Annotated in this window: 19 protein-coding genes; 2 read left to right on the top strand and 17 right to left on the bottom strand. The window is 35.2% G+C overall.

Features of this window, described 5'->3' with window-relative positions; translation table 11 throughout:
• Positions 1–39 precede the first annotated feature (39 nt).
• From uvrD to J3U27_RS07290, 12 genes are all read right to left on the bottom strand, one after another.
• Positions 40–2,268, bottom strand: coding sequence for a DNA helicase II (uvrD, locus tag J3U27_RS07340; RefSeq protein WP_267377160.1), 2,229 nt, complete (start codon positions 2,266–2,268; stop codon positions 40–42).
• Positions 2,269–2,450: 182 nt separating this feature from the next.
• Positions 2,451–3,164 carry a 5-amino-6-(5-phospho-D-ribitylamino)uracil phosphatase YigB gene (gene yigB / locus J3U27_RS07335; RefSeq protein ID WP_267330632.1) on the bottom strand — a complete coding sequence of 238 codons (714 nt, stop codon included), beginning with the start codon at positions 3,162–3,164 and terminating at the stop codon, positions 2,451–2,453.
• Positions 3,164–4,087 carry a tyrosine recombinase XerC gene (gene xerC, locus J3U27_RS07330; protein ID WP_065563130.1) on the bottom strand — a complete coding sequence of 308 codons (924 nt, stop codon included), beginning with the start codon at positions 4,085–4,087 and terminating at the stop codon, positions 3,164–3,166. Before xerC ends, yigB begins: the two co-directional genes overlap by 1 nt.
• A gap of 9 nt (positions 4,088–4,096) precedes the next feature.
• On the bottom strand, positions 4,097–4,831 hold the full coding sequence (locus tag J3U27_RS07325) for a DUF484 family protein (protein WP_065733837.1): 735 nt from the start codon (positions 4,829–4,831) through the stop codon (positions 4,097–4,099).
• A 48-nt stretch (positions 4,832–4,879) separates the two neighbouring features.
• Positions 4,880–5,704, bottom strand: coding sequence for a diaminopimelate epimerase (gene dapF, locus J3U27_RS07320; protein WP_065563132.1), 825 nt, complete (start codon positions 5,702–5,704; stop codon positions 4,880–4,882).
• A 106-nt stretch (positions 5,705–5,810) separates the two neighbouring features.
• Complete coding sequence (gene lysA / locus J3U27_RS07315; RefSeq protein ID WP_267377159.1) at positions 5,811–7,064, bottom strand: diaminopimelate decarboxylase; 1,254 nt, start codon at positions 7,062–7,064, stop codon at positions 5,811–5,813.
• Positions 7,065–7,076: 12 nt separating this feature from the next.
• Positions 7,077–7,208 carry an LPS translocon maturation chaperone LptM gene (gene lptM, locus J3U27_RS11650; RefSeq protein WP_416380179.1) on the bottom strand — a complete coding sequence of 44 codons (132 nt, stop codon included), beginning with the start codon at positions 7,206–7,208 and terminating at the stop codon, positions 7,077–7,079.
• Between the two features lie 257 nt (positions 7,209–7,465).
• Positions 7,466–8,356: an L-ribulose-5-phosphate 3-epimerase gene (locus J3U27_RS07310; protein ID WP_267337418.1), complete on the bottom strand. Its 891-nt coding sequence runs from the start codon at positions 8,354–8,356 to the stop codon at positions 7,466–7,468.
• A gap of 65 nt (positions 8,357–8,421) precedes the next feature.
• Positions 8,422–9,066, bottom strand: a complete 645-nt coding sequence (locus tag J3U27_RS07305) for a 3-keto-L-gulonate-6-phosphate decarboxylase UlaD (RefSeq protein ID WP_065733834.1) — start codon at positions 9,064–9,066, stop codon at positions 8,422–8,424.
• 20 nt (positions 9,067–9,086) lie between these two features.
• On the bottom strand, positions 9,087–9,779 hold the full coding sequence (locus J3U27_RS07300; protein ID WP_065733833.1) for an L-ribulose-5-phosphate 4-epimerase: 693 nt from the start codon (positions 9,777–9,779) through the stop codon (positions 9,087–9,089).
• 3 nt (positions 9,780–9,782) lie between these two features.
• Entirely contained in the window at positions 9,783–10,256 is a 474-nt protein-coding gene (locus J3U27_RS07295; protein ID WP_267377158.1) for a PTS sugar transporter subunit IIA, read from the bottom strand.
• A 35-nt stretch (positions 10,257–10,291) separates the two neighbouring features.
• The gene (locus tag J3U27_RS07290) at positions 10,292–12,058 is read right to left on the bottom strand and encodes a PTS ascorbate-specific subunit IIBC (RefSeq protein WP_267330636.1); all 1,767 of its coding nucleotides are present in this window, start codon (positions 12,056–12,058) and stop codon (positions 10,292–10,294) included.
• A gap of 440 nt (positions 12,059–12,498) precedes the next feature.
• Between J3U27_RS07290 and ulaR the strand changes: the two genes are divergently transcribed.
• A complete protein-coding gene (ulaR, locus tag J3U27_RS07285) occupies positions 12,499–13,260 on the top strand; it encodes an HTH-type transcriptional regulator UlaR (RefSeq protein WP_065563139.1) in 762 nt (253 codons plus the stop codon).
• A gap of 27 nt (positions 13,261–13,287) precedes the next feature.
• Entirely contained in the window at positions 13,288–14,355 is a 1,068-nt protein-coding gene (ulaG, locus tag J3U27_RS07280) for an L-ascorbate 6-phosphate lactonase (protein ID WP_065733831.1), read from the top strand.
• A 127-nt stretch (positions 14,356–14,482) separates the two neighbouring features.
• Here ulaG and recG read toward each other — a convergent pair whose 3' ends face one another.
• The 5 genes from recG to J3U27_RS07255 all read right to left on the bottom strand — a co-directional run bounded on the left by recG (position 14,483) and on the right by J3U27_RS07255 (position 22,159).
• Complete coding sequence (gene recG / locus J3U27_RS07275) at positions 14,483–16,576, bottom strand: ATP-dependent DNA helicase RecG (protein ID WP_267377157.1); 2,094 nt, start codon at positions 16,574–16,576, stop codon at positions 14,483–14,485.
• A 5-nt stretch (positions 16,577–16,581) separates the two neighbouring features.
• The gene (spoT, locus tag J3U27_RS07270) at positions 16,582–18,690 is read right to left on the bottom strand and encodes a bifunctional GTP diphosphokinase/guanosine-3',5'-bis pyrophosphate 3'-pyrophosphohydrolase (protein WP_220225826.1); all 2,109 of its coding nucleotides are present in this window, start codon (positions 18,688–18,690) and stop codon (positions 16,582–16,584) included.
• A gap of 19 nt (positions 18,691–18,709) precedes the next feature.
• Positions 18,710–19,000, bottom strand: coding sequence for a DNA-directed RNA polymerase subunit omega (rpoZ, locus tag J3U27_RS07265; protein WP_065563143.1), 291 nt, complete (start codon positions 18,998–19,000; stop codon positions 18,710–18,712).
• A gap of 173 nt (positions 19,001–19,173) precedes the next feature.
• The gene (locus J3U27_RS07260) at positions 19,174–20,388 is read right to left on the bottom strand and encodes a CinA family nicotinamide mononucleotide deamidase-related protein (protein ID WP_267377156.1); all 1,215 of its coding nucleotides are present in this window, start codon (positions 20,386–20,388) and stop codon (positions 19,174–19,176) included.
• Positions 20,389–20,422: 34 nt separating this feature from the next.
• Positions 20,423–22,159, bottom strand: a complete 1,737-nt coding sequence (locus J3U27_RS07255; RefSeq protein WP_267331691.1) for a SulP family inorganic anion transporter — start codon at positions 22,157–22,159, stop codon at positions 20,423–20,425.
• Positions 22,160–22,163 lie beyond the last annotated feature (4 nt).

Here is a 22,163-nt window from a genome sequence, read left to right as displayed (position 1 = left end):
ATTAATATTTAGCGCCTATTTTATTTAGGTAGATGGCATTTATAATAATGTCAGGTTTGCTAATTTTATTACTAACCATTTAATACCAACATCAACGAAAGCGATTTGAACTCGTCTATGCTCACCTTCACCATCAAGATTGATAATTGATCCCTCACCAAAACGGTTATGTTTAACCTTTCTACCTAACGTATAACCATCATCTTCCTTTTTCTTCTTAGAATAAGATTTTTTACGTTCTTGATAAAACTCATCATCTTTATTTTGGTAACCAGATCGTCCCCCAAATGAAGAAAAACCACCTTGGTAATAAGTTTCATTTAAGTTTTCAACTGGCAACTCATCTAAAAAACGAGAAGGTAAATTTCGTTCTTCTCGACCATAGAGTCGTCTTTGTTCTGTCAATGAAAGCGTTAAGTTTTTTCTTGCTCGCGTTATACCAACATAAGCTAAACGTCTTTCTTCTTCCATTTTATCGACTTCTTGAATAGAACGTTGGGTAGGGAAGATACCCTCTTCCCAGCCTACAATAAAGACATTGTCAAATTCCAATCCTTTTGCTGAATGTAGCGTCATCAGTTGAACAGAATCTTGGTCAGTACCCACATCACGGCTTTCAAGCGATGTAACCGATAAGAATGATTCTAAAATTGTTAAAGGTTTACCCGTTTCAGCATCCTCAATCACGGTATTTTGATTGACACGGTAAAATTGCTCAGCTGCAGAAACAAGCTCTTCAAGGTTTTCTAACCTTGCCTGACCTTTAATACCCGGCTCTTGTTCATACATTCGCAAGACACCTGATAATGTAATAATCTTCTCTAATTGTTTATAAAAAGGTAAGTCATTAACTTCAGCATGAATCGATTGCATTAAATGGATAAATCGATTTATGTCTGTAAGTTGTCTATCAGAAAGTCCCTTTTTTTCAATTAACGTTAAGCAAGCATCCCATAACGACATATCTTTATGCTTAGCAAAATGTCTAATTTTATCTAAAGTAACTTGGCCTATACCACGAGTTGGCGTATTTATAGTTGCTTCAAATGCCATATCATTGTTATGGTCATGTAATAGACGTAAATAAGCAAGAGACAATTTAACCTCTTGCCTTTCATAGAATCTAATCGAGCCATAAATTTGGAAAGGTATGCCATTTTGCATTAATGTATCTTCAAAAATCCGAGATTGAATATTATTACGATATAAAATCGCGCAACTAGAGTAATTTTGACCTTGCTCATGCAATTTTTTTATTTGACCAACAACAAATCTTGCCTCATCAGCATCATTAAAACTTCTGTAAAGCAAGATTTTTTCACCATCGCCACTATCGGTCCATAAATTTTTACCTAACCGATTTTTATTGTTAGCAATCAATTTATTTGCAGAATCTAAAATAAACCCTGTGGATCGATAATTTTGCTCTAAGCGAACAATTTCAGTATCGGGGTAATCATTGATAAATAATTGAAGATTATCGGCATTAGCACCACGCCAACTATAAATTGACTGATCATCATCACCAACAATCATGATATTAGCTGTATTACCCGCTAATTTTTGTACGAATCGATATTGAATTTTATTAGTATCTTGAAACTCATCAATGAGAATATTTGAGAAACGATTACGGCAATAATCTAAAACATTCTCATCTCTACAAAGTAATTCATAAGCTCTCAGAATTAACTCAGAAAAATCAACGTAGCCAACTTTATCGCAAATTGCTTGATAATCACGATAGATCACTTGCCACATTACTTGTTTTGGATCTTCTGGCAGCAAGTCTTTAGCGCGTAATCCTTTCTCTTTTTGTGCAGAAATATAATTAGCACACTCTTTTGCTGACCATTGCTTTTCATCTACTTGAAGTTCTCGGAAAATTCGCTTGATAAGTCGAATCTGATCTTCTGTATCAATAAGCTGAAAATTATCTGGAAGGTTAGCTTGTTGAGGAAACATGCGTAATAAGCGATGAGTCAAACCGTGGAAGGTACCAACCCACATTCCATTTAAATATCTTTCACCAACTAACGATTCAATTCTTTCCTGCATTTCAGCAGCAGCTTTATTGGTAAAAGTCACCGCAAAAATTGAACCCGATGAATAATTTTTCTCAACACAAAGCCAAGCTATTCGATGAACAAGTACACGTGTCTTACCACTTCCGGCACCTGCAAGTACAATAGTATATTGATTATCTGTAACTACTGCGGTTTGTTGTTCTGTGTTAAGGTCTTTTAATAATGATTGCTTAATGTCCATTATGTGTTAACCCATCCCGATTACATAAACCACTATTAATTATTGATATATTGAATCTTTTTAAAATTGCCATTTTCTTTATAATATTTATTGGTGAGTCTATTAAAAAAATAAAGACAGGTAGTAAATGCAAATCTTATTTACATCTAACTGTACTGTCTTTTTATACACATATGTGATAATTATAACAGATTATCTAATTCTAGCAATCGGCTTATCTCAATATGAGGTAGGCACCTTGCATCAGTAAGATGATAAATATCTTGCTCAAAGATATTTATCCAACACGATAAATAACCGTTATTAATGGCGCCATTAACATCAGTCTCTAAATTATCGCCGACATGTAATATATATTTATTGGGTATGGATAATTTTTTTGCAGCCAAATCAAAAATTTCTGGAAATGGTTTTGAACGTCCATCCGGTCCACCGCGTAAAGAAAATTGGAAATAGTCTCCCAATCCGATTTTATTTACATCGACATTACCATTAGTAATTACAGCTAATGGATATTTTTTTGCTAGTTTAGTTAATAAAGTATGTGTTGATTGAGGAACAACCATCTTATGGCGCCAAACATTGAAACAATCTACCGCACCATCAATTATCTGAGAATGTTGAGATACGGGTATATTGGTTCTATTCAATAAAGATTTTATAGTATCTATCCGCCAAACTATCACATCATGATAAACTTCCGGATTGATTGAGAGCACCAAACTTTTTTCTTGGAAATATAAATCTAATGTTAAATTTTGAAACTGTTCATATTTCTGTAAATTTTTTATCATTTCCTCTTCAGCTTTATCTACAATCATACTATTATCATATAGAGTATCATCTAGATCGAAAGTGATCGCTTTAATGCAGTCAATTGAACGATAAAAATGCATTACTTTTTCCCTCTTTTAGCTCGTGGATGAGCAGAATCATAAACTTCCGATAAATGTGAAAAATCCAGATGAGTATAAACTTGTGTAGTGGATAAATCAGCATGACCTAGTAATTCTTGTACTGCTCGCAAATCACCACTCGATTCAAGCATATGCGTTGCAAATGAATGGCGTAGTTTATGTGGGTGAACATGTGAACTTAATCCTTGTTTGATACCCCATTGAGCAAATCGTTTCTCCACATTACGAGGAGAAATTCGTTTCCCCAATTTAGAAATAAATAGTGCATCATCCTGCGGTTTTAATTCATTTCGCATGGTTAACCAATATTCAATCCATTTTACAGATTCTCGCCCTAAAGGTAATTTCCGTTCTTTATTACCTTTTCCCATTACCCGGACTTCCCCTTCCCTTAAATTTAGCTCTCGACAATTAATGTTAACTAATTCAGAAAGACGTAATCCAGAACCATACATAACTTCGAGCATAGCTCTATCGCGCACAGATAATGGATCGTTATATTCAATATCTAGTAATTGATTAACCTCATCAATATCGATATTTTTAGGAAGATGCTGGCCTAATTTAGGGTTAACTACACCTCGAGCAGGATTGACGGAAATCATTTCATTCTTCACCATCCAATCGAAAAAACTTCGCAGTGCAGACAATCGTAAGGAGAGACTTCTTGCTTGTAAACCGGTTTGCCGACTTCTGCTAATTAATAATCGTACAGCTGACGAATCAATAGCTTGCCATTTTTCAATATCCAGATCCTTGGTTAAATCGATAATGGCATAAAGTTGACGGCGATAATTAACTTGTGTGTTTAGGCTAAGTTGTTTTTCTGATTTTAGATAGTTTAAGAAATGCTCAACCGGCTCAGCTAATAAAGTGGAATAATTTGGATTAGTTTTAGCCATCATCGTTCCTTACTTTCTTCGCATAATCCATTTTTCAATCAAAATAGGTAATATCTCACTAACTTTCTCTAATAACAAAGTTCCTTGCCCAACTTGATAATGTTGTGGATCTGGGCTAGTAAACATCAAAAGACCGAGGTCCCCAAATTGACCAAATAATGATAATGCAACTGATCCGACATAACCATGCTGCGGTAATAAAAAATCTAATTCAGTTGTGTTTAATTGACCTAAATAAAATTGACTATACTGTAGATGACGAACACGAATAAAATCAAATTGTAATGAATTTAAGGCTAAATGATGATAGCTAGATGGCGCACTAAGTAACCATTTATCATCGAAAAGATATAAATAAGCACCATTGAGCCCTAAATCTTTAGCCCAATTTTTTAAAGATACAATTAATTCATCAATATCTTTTGCTTTAATTAAGTCGAATTGCAATTTCATTAACTGATTAAAAAGCAGCTCATTAGCACTTGCATGCTCCATAAGCATGGTAATTTCAGACTCTAACTGATTAATTTTATTACGCTGTCTAGCCATGTGCCATTCAGGTAACGAAATAATTCCGCGAACTGGATGTGGTACACGCATGCGTTCAATCTGAGCAGCATTACGAATGAAGAAATCAGGATTATCAATGATATACTGACTGACCATTTCATCATTCAATTTGACAAAGTTTTTTTGTCGACGATGAGGCTTATATTTAACTGTCTGTGTTTTTTTAATGACCATAATTTATTTCTATCGTACTCAGTATCAAATCCTAAATTACATCAGTTATTAAATTGAAATATAACCATCATATACATGTGTTGCTGGTCCAGTCATATAAAGGGGTTGCTGATTGCCTTTCCATTCGATAATTAATTTGCCACCAGGTAAATTAACATTTACTCGTGGATTTAAGAGCCCTTGATTAATACCAACTGCGACAGCCGCACAAGCACCAGTACCACAAGCCTGTGTTTCACCAACACCTCGTTCAAATACGCGCAAATTAATATTATTTCGATCGATAATATGCATAAAACCAATATTTGCTTTTTCAGGAAAACGTTCATGTTGCTCTAACAGTGGACCAAGCGTTGATACTTGAGCTGTTAATATATCATCAACCTGAATAACACAATGCGGATTACCCATTGAAGCAACGCCACACAGAACTGTTTGTTCTTGTGCACGAATAATATAAGTTTTTTCTTCTTTAATGGCTTTGAAAGGAATTTTACTCGGCTCAAAAATAGGGGTTCCCATATTAACACGTACGGTTTCATCATCATTAACCGTCAATACAATATTACCTTTCATAGTACTTACTTTTAAAACACGTTTTTTCGTCAACCCTTTCAAACGAACAAAACGGGCAAAACAACGTGCACCATTACCACATTGTTCCACTTCTGAACCATCTGCATTAAATATGCGATAGTGGAAATCGCTTTCTGGCGAATAAGGTGGTTCAACAACAAGTAACTGATCAAAGCCAATACCGGTATAGCGATCTGACATGCGTTTAATCAATTCGCTCGAAAGATGAACATTTTGCGTTAGTGCATCAATAACCATAAAATCATTACCTAATCCATGCATTTTAGAAAAGTTCATCTTTGCTTACCTTTTTTTAATTACCTATTACTCTAATTAAGTTTAATTAATAAAGCGCTTTATTTGCCAAGCGAATGAGTCCATCGCATCACACACTCTTAAAAGATTATAATACTAATTCACCACGCCATAAATCATCAAACGTCTCACGTTTTCGAATTAACTTATGTTGTTTTCCTCCTTCAAGCAAAACTTCAGCTGGACGTGGGTGACTATTATAATTTGACGCCATACTAAAACCATAGGCACCAGCACTACAAATAACCAATAGATCACTTTGTTCAACGGACAACTCTCGTTGATAAGCTAACACATCGCTAGATTCGCAGATTGGTCCAACGATATTGTAACATTCTTTTTTATCAGAACTTTTTGGTTCTCTGACTGGTAAAACTCGCATCCAAGCTTTATAAAGAGCTGGTCGAATTAAATCATTCATTCCCGCATCAACAATAGCAAAATGGTTACCATCTTGATGTTTAGTGTATTCAACTTTAGTAATTAATAAACCAGCATTAGCCACAATTGAGCGGCCTGGTTCAAAAATAATTTCAAGATCAGCATAATTGGTTAATTTCGCAAGTAACTCTGAAGTAAGTGTGGATGCAGAAATAGGTGTTTCATTTTCATAACAGACCCCTAATCCACCACCTAAATCAATATGTTCAAGGTGAATATTTTCTGCTTTGAGTTTATCAACCAATATTAAAATCCTATCAGCAGCATCTAAAAATGGCGATAATTCTGTTAATTGAGAACCAATATGGCAATCAATACCAACTATCTTAATATGATTTAAACTAGCCGCTTTGCGGTATACATCAAGGGCTAATTGATAACTTATGCCGAATTTATTTTCACGCAATCCTGTTGAGATATAGGGATGGGTTTTAGCATCCACATCAGGATTAATTCTTAATGAAATTGTTGCAATTTTACCTAATTGTTGAGCAATTTCGTTGATACGATATAATTCCGCCTCCGACTCAACGTTGAAACATTTAATACCAACTTCAAGCGCACGTTTGATTTCTTCAATAGATTTTGCGACACCAGAAAAAACTATCTTTCTAGGTTCGGCACCTGCTTTTAGCACCCTTTCCAATTCACCCTGCGAGACAATATCAAAACCGGCACCAAGTTTTGCCAACAAATTTAAAACCGATAAATTACTGTTAGCCTTAACTGCATAACAAATTAGATGTTTCTTATCTTGAAGAATTTGCTGATAGGCAAGAAATTGTTTTGTCATATGAGCAGCAGAATAGACATATAACGGAGTTCCATATTGCTTTGCTAGATCAGAGATAGCGACTTCATCTGCCAATAACTGACCATTACAATAATGTAAAAATTTCATTGAATTATTCCTTTAAGCTATGTTACTCACATCATTAGATTGAACAAATGTCCTTGACTGCTCATTGGGATAATATAGTGGGCCTTTTAAACCACAACCAACTAATGTCAAGATGGCTAATAATATGGAGAATAATTTGATCATTGATTTCATATAATATTCGCAATTCTTTCATTTTGTTATAATGGTCATTATATTACACGATAGGCCAATTGGTGGAAAGAATAAATAAAAATCTCTTAATATTAATATGTTGCTATAAAAGAGTTTAATAATGATCTTAAGGTTAAAAATAACATGTCATTCTGATGCGTTCTGATGACTATTTTTTAATTCGACTGAATAGATAAAGCCCAAATAAGACATTAATTGAGCTTTATATCATTTTTATTACAGATAAATTAGGAGAATAGTGCATATCCTGCTTGGGATGCCATAGCATTTAGGCTTTGTTGAGCAGTAATAATATTTTGCTTCCAATTATCATCTTTAGCCCACATTTCAATCACAAAAGGAGCACAATAATCCATTAATTTTAATGTATTAAAAATGGCCGGAAAATCAACTTCGCCTTCACCGATAACTAAATCTCGAAATTGCCCAGAATAATTAGATTTAACTTTTTTGGTATCTTTAAGATGAATTTGCACAATATGATCACGACTTAATAATAGTTCGGTGCACACATCATAATTCCAACCAGAAATATTACCAACATCCGGATAAGCCATAAAGTATGAAGACGGTATTTCCCTTTTCAGAATCTCGAATTTACTTAGTGAATTAAGATAGTCAGTATCCATTATTTCTACCGCAAGCATAATACCTGCTTTTTCTGCTTGTTTGGCACTCCACTGCATACCTTCAATAAAGCGTTGATGGGTTTGATTACTTGCTGGTTCATAATAGACATCATATCCTGCAAGCTGAATGACTCTGACACCTAATTTATAAGCAAGTACTATTGCCTTGTTCATTATGTTTTTTGCTTGTGCACGAATATGTTCATCATTGGAACCGAATGGATATTTTCGATGAGCACTTAAACAAATAGAGTGCAAAGCTATGCCCATTTGTTCTGACAAATGACGTAATGAATAAATTTGATCATCAGACCAATCCAGCCTTGCTCGACGTTCGTCTGACTCATCAATGGATAATTCAATAAAATCGAATCCTAATGCTTTTGCTTCATTAAATTTTTGTTGCCACGTTAAATCATTTGGTAATGCTTTTTCATAAATACCAATACGAGGCGTGGTTTTTTTGATATTTATTGCTCTTTTTGTCATAATCTAAACCTAATAAAAATGGAACAATATGCATTGCAGTTGAATTGACAACTGCAATATACCAATTACCAATATTTAGCTATCTGCTCTCTTAAAGCTTGTGCAGTTTGTTGACCATTTTGATTAGCAAGAGCACGACCAGCAATAAAGGCTTTCGTTTTGATTCCTGCAAAAAGATGAATATCTTCAGGTACAATACCACCCGTGATAGAGAGCTCAAGGCCTAAGTCGGAAAGTTGACGCATTTTAACTAAGTCTTCTTCACCCCATCCTAATCCAGCTAATTCTGCATCACGAGAACGATGATAAATGGCCTGCTTTATACCTAACTTTCGCCAAGCTTTGGCATCATCTAGAGTCCAATGACCATATAACTCTATTTGAATTTCGCCATTAAATTCATCAGCAACTTTTTTGCAGGCTTCAATAGTTGCAATATGTGCAGCCGCTGAAACAGTTAACCAATTAGCACCTGCTGAAAAAGCCATTTTGGCTAAAATCGCGCCACCGTCGGTAGTTTTTAAATCACAAACCAAGATATGGTTAGGGTATTTTTCTCTTAACGTTTTAACGCCACCAATACCTGCTCCAAAAGCAAGAATTGTTCCCACTTCGATAATATCCACAAAACCAGCAACATTTTTTGCAACTTCTAAAGCTGGTTGTAATTCTGTTTGATCTAATGCGATTTGTAGTTTAGGTTTTGTCATTTTATTTGCCCTCTTGCATTCTATTTTTGACCATAATAAGCATTCGCACCATGTTTACGAAAATAGTGCTTGTCCGATAAAGCTTGTTGAATTTTTATTGTTTGATTAAGTTGACGTGTAGAAATAGCCATCATTGCGACTTCTTCCAATACGACTGCATTATGCACAGCATCTAAAGCATTTTTACCCCAGCAAAATGGAGCATGACCAGAAATAACTGCGCCCGGCATCGCTTTAGGATCGAGCCCGCGTCGTTTAAACTCTTCAATAATCACCAGTCCAGTATTTTTTTCATAATCATTTGCTATTTCGCTATCGGTTAATCGACGCGTACATGGCACATCACCATAAAAATAGTCAGCATGGGTTGTTCCTAAGGCAGGTACATCGAGTTCTGCTTGCGCCCAAATAGTCGCATAACGAGAATGCGTATGAACAATACCACCAATATCTTTAAATGCTTTATAAAGCTCAAGATGAGTAGCGGTATCACTTGATGGATTGAGATGACCTTCGATAATGTCACCATTTAGTGCAACCACTACAATATCATCAACTTTCATATTGTGATACTCGACACCTGATGGCTTAATAGCAATAACACCTTTATCACGATCAATCTCGGACACATTGCCCCATGTAAATGTCACCAAATGATATTGAGGCAATGTTAAATTAGCTGCTAATACTCTTTCTTTTAATGCTTGATACATAAATTAGCCTCCATTTAATGCCTTATCGATGACCGCATAAACATCTTCTTTGTTTTTGCAAGCTCTTAACTTATCAAGATTGACTCCGGTTTCACTGGTTTCATCATCTAACACTTGGGTAACCTCCATTAATCCTTCCATGTGTTGATCTGATGTACTTCCTGCTAAAGTAACAAGCACATCAACAGGTTCTTCTTCGCCATCGAAATAAACTGGTTGATTAAGGGTTACTAAAGCAAAAGCAGTACGATTGACTCCATCTTCTGGTCTGGCATGAGGCATGGCAAAATTAGGTGCAATAATAATATAAGGCCCCATTGTTTTAACGCAGTGGATAATTGCGTCATAATAAGACGGTTTAATTGCATTTGAAGCGACTAACATATCGGTACCTAATTTGACAGCTTCTTGCCAATTAGCAGCATTTGCTTTTAATGATATTGAATTATTTTCAATTAATGATTCTTTCAAAGCCATCGTTGTACTCCTTTCTTCTCTTTATATTTAATCGATTATTGAGCAAGTACTTTTTTAATAATCTCAATAAGCTCATCACCGAATGTGTTTGGATTAAGCATATTTTGTACACCTAAAGCATGTTGTCCTTCATTAACTTCGATTTCGTGAATCAAGTGTTTTGAAGCAACAATAATGTCAACATTGGGTAAACGCGATTTGTAATCAGTTACCGCGCATGAATCCATCACATTTGCAATACCTTTCTTATCTAGATAATTAGCTATTTTCATTTTCATCATCATTGAAGAACCTTGCCCACTTCCACATACCGCAAGGATACGTATCGGACGACCTTCAGCCATGGCTACTTCATCCATTTTATCTACCACGGCTTCATTAACATCTTGTTGATTATCGTTAAATTCTGGTTGATCTTTTTGCATTGCTTCTTCTTGTTTAAGCTGTTTTGCAGCAAAAAACATATAAACTAAAGCTAATGCAATTAATAAATAGATGAATAAATGAGAGAATGATAAGCCTTGTAAAATTGGTGGGAATAAAATTGCCCAATCAGCCATACCCATCCAAGCGTCAATAGGAGTACCATTTTGAGCAAAAATGTGAATTACCCAAGCTGAACCAAATACTTCAATCATGCCCATAACAAAACAGAGTTTCATCACCGCTTTCCAACCACCAAAATGGTTTGCAAAAACACCAATTGTCGCATTAGAGAAGAACATTGGAATAAAACCAGGAATAATCATAATCGGTGATTTGAAAATAAGTAATAAAGCAATCGCTAAAAATTGTCCTAATGCCCCCCAAATAAAACCAAATACCATAGCATTAGGTGAGAATGCATAAATCGCAGCACAATCTATTGCTAATACTGCATTAGGGATCAATTTTTCCGAAATACCTTTAAATGCCTCAGATAATTCAGCTACAAACATTCTTACCCCACCAACGATAACTTGTATGGCAACAGCAAATTTCAATCCTGTTTCAAGAATATAAATAGTCCAATGAGTAGAGCCAGCCATAGTTTGCAAATTATCCAAACCAAATGAGAGCAAAATAATGCCAAAAAAGAATGTCATAACAATTGCTGTAGCAGCGATACTGTCATGAAAGATATGTAACCATTTAGGTAATTTAAGGTTATCAACAGAATTGGCTTTATCGCCTAATTTTGGTGCCAATTTGACAGCAATCCAAGAACCAAGTTGTTGCTGATGTCCAATTGAAAAACCAGCACCACCAGTCACCGCTTCGGTAGGCTTAAACATCATATTGGAAAATATTCCCCAATATAACGCTGTAATGATTGCTGAATAGATTATTGTTTCCCACATGCCATAACCGAAAAGGAAATAGAATAAAGTAATCAACCCTACTTGTTGGAACATGATATGGCCTGTTAACATTATGGTACGAATACCGGTAATACGACGAAAAATGACTAAAACAATATTAATTGCTAGTGCTAATAAAACCGCATATCCTACCCACGAATACTGATCACCCATACCGTTTTCAACAGCAACCATTGATGCATAAGTGTCAATGATAGATCCTTTAATACCATGATATTCAGCTAATTTGGCAATAACCGGCTTAAAGGTCGAAACCAACACATTTGAACCCACTTGTAACAACATAAACCCAACAATGGTTTTAATTGTTCCTTTTAAAATTGTGGTTATGTCTTTGCGTAAAAGACAATAACCAAGCATTGTCACCAAGCCTAATAACAAAGGTGCTTTCGTCATGACTTGACTATAAAAAATGTAGAAAATGTTATAGATTACTTCCATATGCCCCTCTCATTGGTTATTGGACACTGTTTGCATTACAAATCCTTATTAACTTTTCAATGCAGGATAATTAACGCAATCCAGATGCCACTTATATGGTTGTTTAGTGTGAGGTTAGTTTTTTTCTTAAAACTTTACTCAGTTAATCAATCGTGATTCATTAACTGATATTCATCTTCCATAATCACAATTAATCATTCAATGATTATTTATGATTATTTTGACGTAGATCACTTTTCTATAACAATCAACTGTAAAACTGTGATGGATATCACATTATCGCTAAAAAAAACACCATGCAAATCACATTATAGCTATATTAATCAATACATTAAATTATTTTATCTTTAATGAGACATGATCAGCGATTGACAATAAATCCAATGATAATTATTATCACAAATAATCAAATTAGCTCATGATGTTATAAGAGGTTATCAATGAATGAAATTGTGCGACACAACGAAATTGTTGCTTTAGTCAATGAAAAAGGTGAGTTAAAAGTCACCGAATTAATTGAAATTTTCTCCATTTCTCCGGCTACAGCTAGAAGAGATATAACTAAACTTGCTTTAGATGGCCGAGTGCGAAAAGTACGTAATGGTATTTTACGGTTAGAAGAACAAAAACCTATATGGGCACCAATAGATATCAATAATACCGATCACTATCATGAAAAAGCACGCATCGCGATACGTGCAGCTAAACTATGCGAAAGTGATGAAAACGTTGTGATTAATTGCGGTTCAACAGCATTTTTATTAGGGCGCGAATTGTGTGGTAAAAATGTCTCAATTATTACCAATTACTTTCCATTAGCCTGTTATTTAATTGAACACGATCATGAAAACGTCATCATTATGGGAGGGTTATATAACAAAACACAAAATATCATACTCAACCCTATTGCCAGCTTTACTGATTCTTATGCAGCAAAATGGATGTTTACTAGTGGCAAAACATTAACACCAACTGGTCTTTATAAAAATGAGATCTTAGGTGCAGTTGCAGAACAACAAATTTTAGAAAAAGCTGAAAAATTAGTTGTGGTGGTAGATAGCTCCAAAATCGATACTAAAGCCAACTCCGGCATGCTTTTTTGTCCTGTAAATAAAATCGATATTTTAATTACAGGTAAACAAGCGAATAAAGAAGTAATCGATTGCATAAAAGAGCAAGGCGTAGAAGTAATATTAGTTTAACTATTAAATGAAGAAAAGGAACATAGTATGAGTAAAGTGAATGAAATTACCCGTGACTCTTGGATTTTAAACACTTTTCCTGAGTGGGGAACTTGGCTTAATGAAGAGATAGAAAATACGGAAGTTAAACCTAATACGTTTACCATGTGGTGGCTTGCTTGTACGGGAATTTGGTTGAAATCAGCTGGTAACACCAATATTTCTGTCGATTTCTGGTGTGGTACAGGTAAAAAAACCCACGCCAATCCTTTAATGAACAAACAACACCAGATGATGCGCATGGGAGGTGTACGTGAATTACAACCTAATTTAAGAACCAGCCCATTTGTTTTAGATCCATTTGCTATTAAACAAATTGATGCCGTCATGGCGACACATGATCATGCGGACCATATTGATGTCAATGTTGCAGCTGCAGTTATTCAAAATTGCTCACCAGAAGTAAAATTTATTGGTCCTAAAGCTTGTGTCGAATTATGGAAAAGTTGGGGTGTACCGGAAGAACGCTGTATTGTTGCAAAAGTAGGTGAAACCTTACATGTGGGTGATATTACGATTCATGTTTTAGATTCATTTGATAGAACATCACTTGTAACTTTACCTAAAGGTGTTTCATCAACAGATAAATCCATTTTAGATGGGATGAATGATCGTGCAGTCAATTATTTATTCGAAACAACCGGTGGTTCACTCTACCATTCAGGGGATTCTCACTATTCAAACTATTACGCAAAACACGGTAATGATTATAAAATTGATGTTGCTCTTTTATCTTATGGCGAAAATCCACGTGGTGTAACCGATAAAATGACTTCGTCAGATATTTTACGCGCAGCAGAATCTCTCAACACTAAAGTGGTCATTCCATTCCATCATGATATTTGGTCTAATTTCCAAAGTGATCCTCGTGAAATAGAAGTATTATGGGATATGAAAAAAGACCGCCTAGAATATCAATTTAGACCATTTTTCTGGCAAGTTGGTGGTAAATATACATATCCTACTGATAAAAATAAAATGCATTATCAGCACTATCGAGGATTCAGAGATATCTTTACCGATGAGCCGGAATTACCATACCGTTCATTCTTATAAATAAAATTAACACTAATATTTATGGACTTATAGATATCGCTATAAGTCCTTTTTTATGAATAACCATCTGCTTTTATTGAATATTATATAAAAAAAAGCTATTGTAGTTCTCAACTACTATCATAATTTAAGCATTAATGTACTTTTCTCGATCAGGTAGCCAACATTCAATTAGCTGATTAGCACTTTCGGGATAATTTTTCTGTAAATAATAAGAGGCTTTTTGTACTTCATTAATCAGATGTTGATCACGGATTAAATCAACTACTTTAAAGTTAGCTACCCCTATTTGCCTTGTACCTAGAATTTCGCCACTACCACGAATCTCTAGATCTTTTTGGGCAATAACAAAACCGTCATTACTTTCTCGCATCACCTTCATACGTGCTTGAGCTATTTTACTTAAAGGTGCTTGATACATAAGAACACAATGAGATATTGCAGTACCTCTCCCCACTCGCCCACGTAATTGGTGCAGTTGTGCTAAGCCTAAACGTTCAGCATTTTCAATAATCATCAAGCTGGCATTAGGCACATCAACACCGACTTCAATAACCGTTGTGGCAACTAATAATTGAATTTTACCGTCTTTAAAATCCTGCATGACAGATTGTTTTTGATCTGATTTCATTTTGCCATGCACTAAAGCAATAATAAGATGCGGTAAGCGTTCTTGTAATTCTGCAACTAACATTTCTGCAGCTTGAGCATCAAGCGTTTCAGATTCTTCAACTAAAGTACAAACCCAATAGACTTGGCGATTATCAATACAAGCTTGATTGACACGTTCAATAATTTCATCACGACGAGAATTTGGTATCACTATCGTCGATATTGGCGTTCGTCCTGGAGGTAATTCATCTATGATTGATACATCTAAATCTGCATAAACTGTCATCGCCAGGGTTCTTGGAATTGGCGTTGCTGTCATTATTAATTGATGAGGATGACACTCATCTTTAATACCTTTTTCCCAAAGACTTAATCGCTGGTTTACACCAAAGCGATGTTGTTCATCAATAATCACCAATCCTAATTGGAAAAACTTAACTTTCTCAACAAATACGGCATGAGTACCAATTAACATTGAAATTTCGCCTAATTCAATATCATCATATCGTCGTTTTTTATTTTTTGCGGTCAATCGCCCAGTTAACAACTCAACCTTTATTCCTAGTGGCTCAAACCATCGACAAAAATTATGAAAATGTTGTTCGGCTAATATTTCGGTCGGCGCCATTAAAACAACTTGCTTATTATTTTCAATAGCATTTAGAGCGGCTAAAGCTGCCACTAACGTTTTACCTGAGCCCACATCTCCCTGAACTAATCGCATCATTGGAACTGACTTAGCCATATCTTGATAAATATCCTGTACGACTCTTTTTTGCGCATTAGTCGGTTCAAATGGCAAGGAAGCAAGGAAAGGCTGAGAATAACGCTTATTAATATGCATTGGATAAGAATGTTGTTTTTGATTATCAACCTTAATAAACAACATACTTAAATGATAAGCAAGCAACTCTTCAAAAACAAAACGCTTTATTGCTGGATGTTCTCCATCAATAAGCTGATCTACATTCGTTGTTAATGATGGATTATGAATAATATCTAATGATTCAACAACAGATAAATAACCATTGCTTATTGAAACCGGTAAGATTTCAGCTGGTGGGTTTCGTTTTAACAATATTAATGCAGATTGTATTGCTTTACGGATGACATTCTGAGTTAACCCATAGGTAGTTGAATAAATCGGCGTAAATCGCTCTTCGTTTGGTTCAGAAAAACTAGGCGACTCCTCTTTTTTTGATTGAATATTAAATTGTGGGTGAATCATTTCTGGATAATGACTCCCCCTCTTTATTTCTCCGTAAGCCCTCACCCATTTACCGGATGCCATGGCAGTCTTCATACCCATATTGAAATTGAGAAAACGTAAAATAGCGATACCAGAATCATCCTGAATATAGCAGAGCAACATTTTACGTTTAGTTGTAATTATTTCACTTTTGATAATTTGACCTAAAATTGTGGTCGTTTCACCAATAGCAACATCACTAATTGCTGAAGATGTCGAACGATCTTCATAACGTAAAGGAAAATGTAATAAGAGATCTTGAACAGATTTAATACCAAGTGCAAAGAATTTTTTTTCTAAACTAGGCCCAATACCAGCTAATTTTGCAAGCGGTATTCGGTTTAGCAAACGATCAACCATAATAACTAATTAATATTACGTGTCACACTCACTACATCTTGTTGTAGTGATAATTTTCGGATTAAATCATTAAGTTGTTGAGTATTCTTAACTTCAATTTGCAAAATAATTGTATAGATTTGCCTATCTTTTTCTTCCGTGTTTAACCATTGAATATGTGCTTTCTCATCATTAATGATAGAAAGAACATGACCTAAAGAACCCTGATTATTAATAATATCTACCCAAATTTCAGCTACAAAAAACTGCTCAATATCTGGTGCCCATTTAAGCGAAATATATTTATCGGGATTATTCTGATAACCACTAACATTGCGACAAGATTCATGATGCACAGTTAAACCTTTTTCAGGGCTAACATGACCGACAATAGGATCATTAGGAATAGGATGACAACATTTTGAAAAAGTAACTAATACCCCTTCACTTCCTGTTATAACTAATGTTTTATTTTCTTCAGATTGATTAAATAAAAGCGCTTTATGTTCAAGGCCTTTGACAATAAAATGGCTCATAATATTGCCTAGCCCTATTTCAGCTAATACATCCTCAAACGAAGTCAACTTAGTCAAACTAACAATACGATCTTTTTGCTTATCAGTTAGCGAGTCGATTCCACCCGATTTAATAAGCGCTAAATTAAGCAATTTACGACCTAATAAAATAGCATCTTCGCGCTTCAAGGTTTTCAATGCTTGTCGAATGCGAGATCTTGCTTTAGCACTAACCACAAAATTAAGCCAGCTTGCATTAGGACGACTTTCTGGAGACGTAATAATTTCAACAGTTTGACCATTGCTTAAAGGTTGAGAAAGCGGGTAAGGTTTACGATCAACTAAAGCCCCAATACACTGGAAACCGATATCAGAATGCACAGCATATGCTAAATCAACTGCTGTTGAACCTTCAGGTAATTGAACAATTCGACCTTTGGGTGTAAAAACATAAATTTCTTTTGGAAAAAGGTCAGATTTAACATTTTCAATAAACTCAAATGAATTACCAACACTTTGTTGAAGTTCCAACAAGCTCTGCATCCAACGCTGGGCTTTAATCTGAGTAGTAGTGTTATTTAACTCATCATTTTCATTATAAATCCAATGCGCAGCCACACCCATTTCTGCCATTTGATCCATATCTTCGGTTCGAATTTGCACTTCCACAGGCGTACCATGTGGGCCAATCAATGATGAATGCAACGATTGATAACCATTCGCTTTAGGAATAGCAATATAATCTTTAAAACGATTAAGTCGAGGTTTATATAAGTTATGGACTAAACCAAGTGCACGATAACAAGTATCAACATCATCAACTACAATTCGGAAAACATAAATATCCATAATTGAATGGAAATGCTGTTCACGAAGTTGCATCTTTTGATAAATAGCATAAATGTTCTTTTCAAGCGCTTCCACTTGGGCATTGATATTCGCTTCAGCTAAACGCCCTTTAATTTCTGATAGAATTTGCTGAATAAGCTCTTTTCTGGTGCCACGAGCAATCTTAACGACTTTTTCAAGAACTTTAGCGCGATTAGGATGCATCGCCGTAAAACCAAGTATTTCAAGCTCAGTTTTAATATGATGAATACCTAAACGATGAGCCAAAGGAGCATAAATCTCTAATGTTTCTTTAGCAATACGTCGACGTTTATCCGGTCTTAATGCCCCAAGAGTACGCATATTATGCGTTCTATCAGCTAACTTAATTAGAATCACTCGGACATCTTCGGTCATGGCTAAAACCATTTTGCGAAAATTTTCAGCTTGAGCTTCTTGTCGGTTTCTAAATTTTAACTTATCAAGTTTCGAAACACCTTCAACTAACACGGCAACATGTTTGCCAAATTTTTGTGTTATATCTTGAAAGGTGACTTGGGTATCTTCGATGGTGTCATGCAAAAGTGCAGCAATGATGGTCTCATAATCCAGCCGCATATCGGCTAAAATGGTTGCTACAGCAACCGGATGAGTAATATAGGGTTCACCGCTACAACGGAATTGTCCTTCATGCGCTTGTTTCGCAAAAAAGTAGGCATTTTGAATTAATTCAACTTGTTTAGCTGGAAGATAAAATGCAACAACCTCTTTTAAGCTTTCAAAATATTGCATGGACAATTCTCAGCAATGTTTATTCGTATGAGGGAGTATTTTCTAAAAGTACCGTTTCATGAAGAGCATTACGCACTTCTGATTCTTCATCTTGACGAGCTTGGAATTCAGCAGTATCAAGAATTTGTTTATTTACAAGCCCATCTTCAATTTCGCGTAAAGCAACTACAGTTTCTTTATCGTTTTCTTCTGGAATTAGTGGTGTTTTGTTTTCAACTTGTAATTGACGAGCACGTCTTGCTGCAACTAAAACGAGATCAAAGCGATTACCAATTTTTTCTACTGCATCTTGGACAGTTACACGAGCCATTTTTACCTCTAATATATTAACTTATATGCTTCAATTGAAAGATCCGCTATTCTACTTAATTTTGTAGGGAATTGTCCATAACTAATATTACTAACAAATGAAAAACCCCTGTAAAATCGTTCTAAAAGCGGAAGCAATATTATAAAACTATTTGTTAAAACTATACGATAAAACTATACCAATAACTCTAACCAAGCGTTAGGCCCAATGATAGGCAGATTTAAAAGATAACGACGCAAACCATCTAAAGCAATCGCAGATAAAATTTGTTGTTGGATCTTATTATTTTGAACTCTACCAGTATACTTCAATTTAAAATGCAATTCTTGATTTTTAGTGACAATAACTAAAGTAAATTCCGTATTCTTTTCTTGAAAATTGACTACCCCTAGCGCAATATCGGCTTTTTGATTTTGCAATACTTGTGAAAAGTAATTAAGTGGTTCTTCCATCACAAAAGGTACCACTTCTGATTTCACCACGGGGGCATTGGCTTCTAATAGGTGATAACCAATTACTCCAGCTGATTGTTGTTCAATGACCACAATAGATTGATTCGTTTCATTTAACAATCTTGATACAACCTGAGCTAAACCTGATACACCTTGATTAACACCTTCACAAAGTAAATTATCTGCAACAATAGACTTTATTTTGTGCCATGCGCTATCCATTTCACTTTTTTTACTTTCTGGCCCAGTTAATTTCAATTCAATAATAGGCATTGCTGCACGATAACCAACTGTAATAAAATCAGGAATATCTAATGAAGTCTCGATCTCCATTCCTAAATCACTTTCTGTTCGTCCCATGGTGGTTAATCGATAACAGAGTTTACGTTCGGTTATAGGATAGATCATCTTAATGTCAGGCAAAATTGAAGTTCTAATCATTTCTTTAAATTCAGAAGGAACGCCTGGCGTAAAGAATAATAGACAATTATTTATCACCATCTTAAAGCCACATGCCGTTCCGATTGGATTATCAATTAACGTTGCACTTTGAGGTAACATTGCTTGTTTGATATTGCTTGATGGCATTTTTCTACCGCGATTCAGGAAGTAGCGTTCAAGCACTTTAAGCCAATCATCGTGTAAAACCAAAGACTCATTATTAGCCTGTGCAGCTGCTTGTGCACTTAGATCATCACTTGTTGGTCCTAACCCTCCATTCACAATTAAAATATCATTGTGCAAGCTACGCTCTTGCAGAGTATCAACCAATGTCAACAAATCATCCCCTACTGTATGGCGCGAAGTGATAGAAATGCCTTCTTCAAATAAAAAATCAGATAACCAAGCTGCATTAGTATCAACAATTTGACCATATAAAACCTCATCACCAGTACTAAGCATCTCAATTTTGAGTGGATCTTTTATCTGATTCATAATTATCCCTAGCTAATTAAAAATGATTAAAAATTTAATTATTTATATCCTCGTCGTTTTTGCTTTCCATATGTTCTTTACTCTGAACTGACCTAACAGCAAAATAAAGATCATAAGCAAACTCAATATAATCAGTATCTAATTTAATATTCATCTGCTTAAACCAATTCTTCAATGTTTTACGTCGGCCAGATAAAATTAGTACCACATTTCTAACCTTCAATGATTTAACCAACTCGTCAATACCGGTCAAAACACTAACATCTTTATAGGTAAAGCAAGGAATAGCATCAACAATCACATAATTAATTGTCTCAGGAGATTCATCTATATAATTAATAATCCTACGTTTAAAGTATGCAATATTGAAATAAGTTAATGGAGAATTAAAGCGATAAATCATAGTGTTACTTAATGGACTAACATCCGAACCAATTGAATGAATTCGTCCACTTTCATCAACACCTAATAATTGATCATTCGGCCTAAACACACGACGCAAAAATAAAAACAGCCCTAATAAAACGGCCAACGCCATACCGGGAATAATACCAATAACTAACACCGAAATTAACGTAGTTAAGCTTAAATAAAACGCATCACGATCGAATTTAAAAAATCGGATAATAGTTTGGAAATTGATAAGAGATAAAGAAGAATATATTAAAATCACCGCCAACACACAAGTTGGAATATATTGTAGTGGTGACAAAAAGAACAATACGACAAAGCCAATCAAAACAGCCGCAATAATTGACACTAATTGCGTTTTACCACCATTGGCATCATTAACCGCGGTACGTGATGAGGTACCGCTGACTACAAAGCCTTGCGATAAACCTGCAACAATATTAGCCATACCTAATGCTTTAAATTCAACATCGGCATTAGTCTCATAATTATTTTTAGAGGCAAAGCTTCGTACCGTAATCATCATACTTACAAAACAAATAACGGCGATATTGAGCGAAGGAACGACTAAATTACGCATCAAGCCCTTATCAAAATCAATCCATGACTCAGCAGGAATAAAATCACTCGTTACTCCACCAATGATTCGAACATTATAATGTTCAAAATTAAACAGCCAAGAGAGAAACGTCATAATAATTACAGCAAACAAAGGAGCTGGATAACGTGGTTTGAATTTTTTCAATACAACCAAAATCGCAAGTGTAAAAAAAGATATAAATGCCGTTAACACATGAATTTCAGATATTTTAAAAGGTAGATAAGCAATGCGTTCAATCAAATAAGAATAATCATACTTAAAGCCAAACATCTTAGCTAACTGATCGACCATAATAGTAATTGAAATCCCATTAAGTAGGCCAATCAAAATTGGCTGACTTAATAAATCCGCCAAAGCACCTAAATGAAGTTTACCGGCAATCAAGCACCAAATACCGATCATAATGGTCAACAGCACCACCAATTGCCAACGTAAAACAGGATCATTAGCTGCTAAAGGAAATACCACAGCAGCAACCACAGCACAGGTAGCTGTATCGGGACCGACAATCAATTGCCTGGATGAACCAAAAAGCGCATAGACAATAAGCGGCAAGATAGTTGAATATAATCCCGCAATCGCACCAACGCCTGTAAGCTCTGCATAAGCGATAGAAACAGGCAAAGAAACTGCTGCCACTGATAATCCCGCTTTAATATCAAAACTAAGATATTCGCGCTTATATCGCAATAAACTCATCAGGCCTGGCATCCAAAAAATAATTTTTTGGAATAATGCGCTACTGGTAAACTTTCCCATGTTT

It is taken from the genome of Gilliamella sp. B2911, from assembly GCF_026536965.1.
Lineage (GTDB): Bacteria > Pseudomonadota > Gammaproteobacteria > Enterobacterales > Orbaceae > Gilliamella > Gilliamella apicola_E.
Note: the sequence above shows the minus strand (reverse complement) of the source record. Positions and strands in the feature narration are given on the sequence as shown.

Bases quoted from the DNA above. Each gene is read 5' to 3' on its own strand.
- rpoZ (WP_065563143.1), bottom strand. From the start codon at position 19,000: ATGGCTCGTGTAACTGTCCAAGATGCAGTAGAAAAAATTGGTAATCGC.
- J3U27_RS07310 (WP_267337418.1), bottom strand. From the start codon at position 8,356: ATGACAAAAAGAGCAATAAATATCAAAAAAACCACGCCTCGTATTGGT.
- xerC (WP_065563130.1), bottom strand. From the start codon at position 4,087: ATGGCTAAAACTAATCCAAATTATTCCACTTTATTAGCTGAGCCGGTT.
- spoT (WP_220225826.1), bottom strand. From the start codon at position 18,690: ATGCAATATTTTGAAAGCTTAAAAGAGGTTGTTGCATTTTATCTTCCA.
- ulaG (WP_065733831.1), top strand. From the start codon at position 13,288: ATGAGTAAAGTGAATGAAATTACCCGTGACTCTTGGATTTTAAACACT.
- J3U27_RS07295 (WP_267377158.1), bottom strand. From the start codon at position 10,256: ATGGCTTTGAAAGAATCATTAATTGAAAATAATTCAATATCATTAAAA.
- lysA (WP_267377159.1), bottom strand. From the start codon at position 7,064: ATGAAATTTTTACATTATTGTAATGGTCAGTTATTGGCAGATGAAGTC.
- ulaR (WP_065563139.1), top strand. From the start codon at position 12,499: ATGAATGAAATTGTGCGACACAACGAAATTGTTGCTTTAGTCAATGAA.
- lptM (WP_416380179.1), bottom strand. From the start codon at position 7,208: ATGATCAAATTATTCTCCATATTATTAGCCATCTTGACATTAGTTGGT.
- yigB (WP_267330632.1), bottom strand. From the start codon at position 3,164: ATGCATTTTTATCGTTCAATTGACTGCATTAAAGCGATCACTTTCGAT.
- J3U27_RS07305 (WP_065733834.1), bottom strand. From the start codon at position 9,066: ATGACAAAACCTAAACTACAAATCGCATTAGATCAAACAGAATTACAA.
- uvrD (WP_267377160.1), bottom strand. From the start codon at position 2,268: ATGGACATTAAGCAATCATTATTAAAAGACCTTAACACAGAACAACAA.
- recG (WP_267377157.1), bottom strand. From the start codon at position 16,576: ATGGTTGATCGTTTGCTAAACCGAATACCGCTTGCAAAATTAGCTGGT.
- dapF (WP_065563132.1), bottom strand. From the start codon at position 5,704: ATGAACTTTTCTAAAATGCATGGATTAGGTAATGATTTTATGGTTATT.
- J3U27_RS07300 (WP_065733833.1), bottom strand. From the start codon at position 9,779: ATGTATCAAGCATTAAAAGAAAGAGTATTAGCAGCTAATTTAACATTG.
- J3U27_RS07255 (WP_267331691.1), bottom strand. From the start codon at position 22,159: ATGGGAAAGTTTACCAGTAGCGCATTATTCCAAAAAATTATTTTTTGG.
- J3U27_RS07290 (WP_267330636.1), bottom strand. From the start codon at position 12,058: ATGGAAGTAATCTATAACATTTTCTACATTTTTTATAGTCAAGTCATG.
- J3U27_RS07260 (WP_267377156.1), bottom strand. From the start codon at position 20,388: ATGAATCAGATAAAAGATCCACTCAAAATTGAGATGCTTAGTACTGGT.
- J3U27_RS07325 (WP_065733837.1), bottom strand. From the start codon at position 4,831: ATGGTCATTAAAAAAACACAGACAGTTAAATATAAGCCTCATCGTCGA.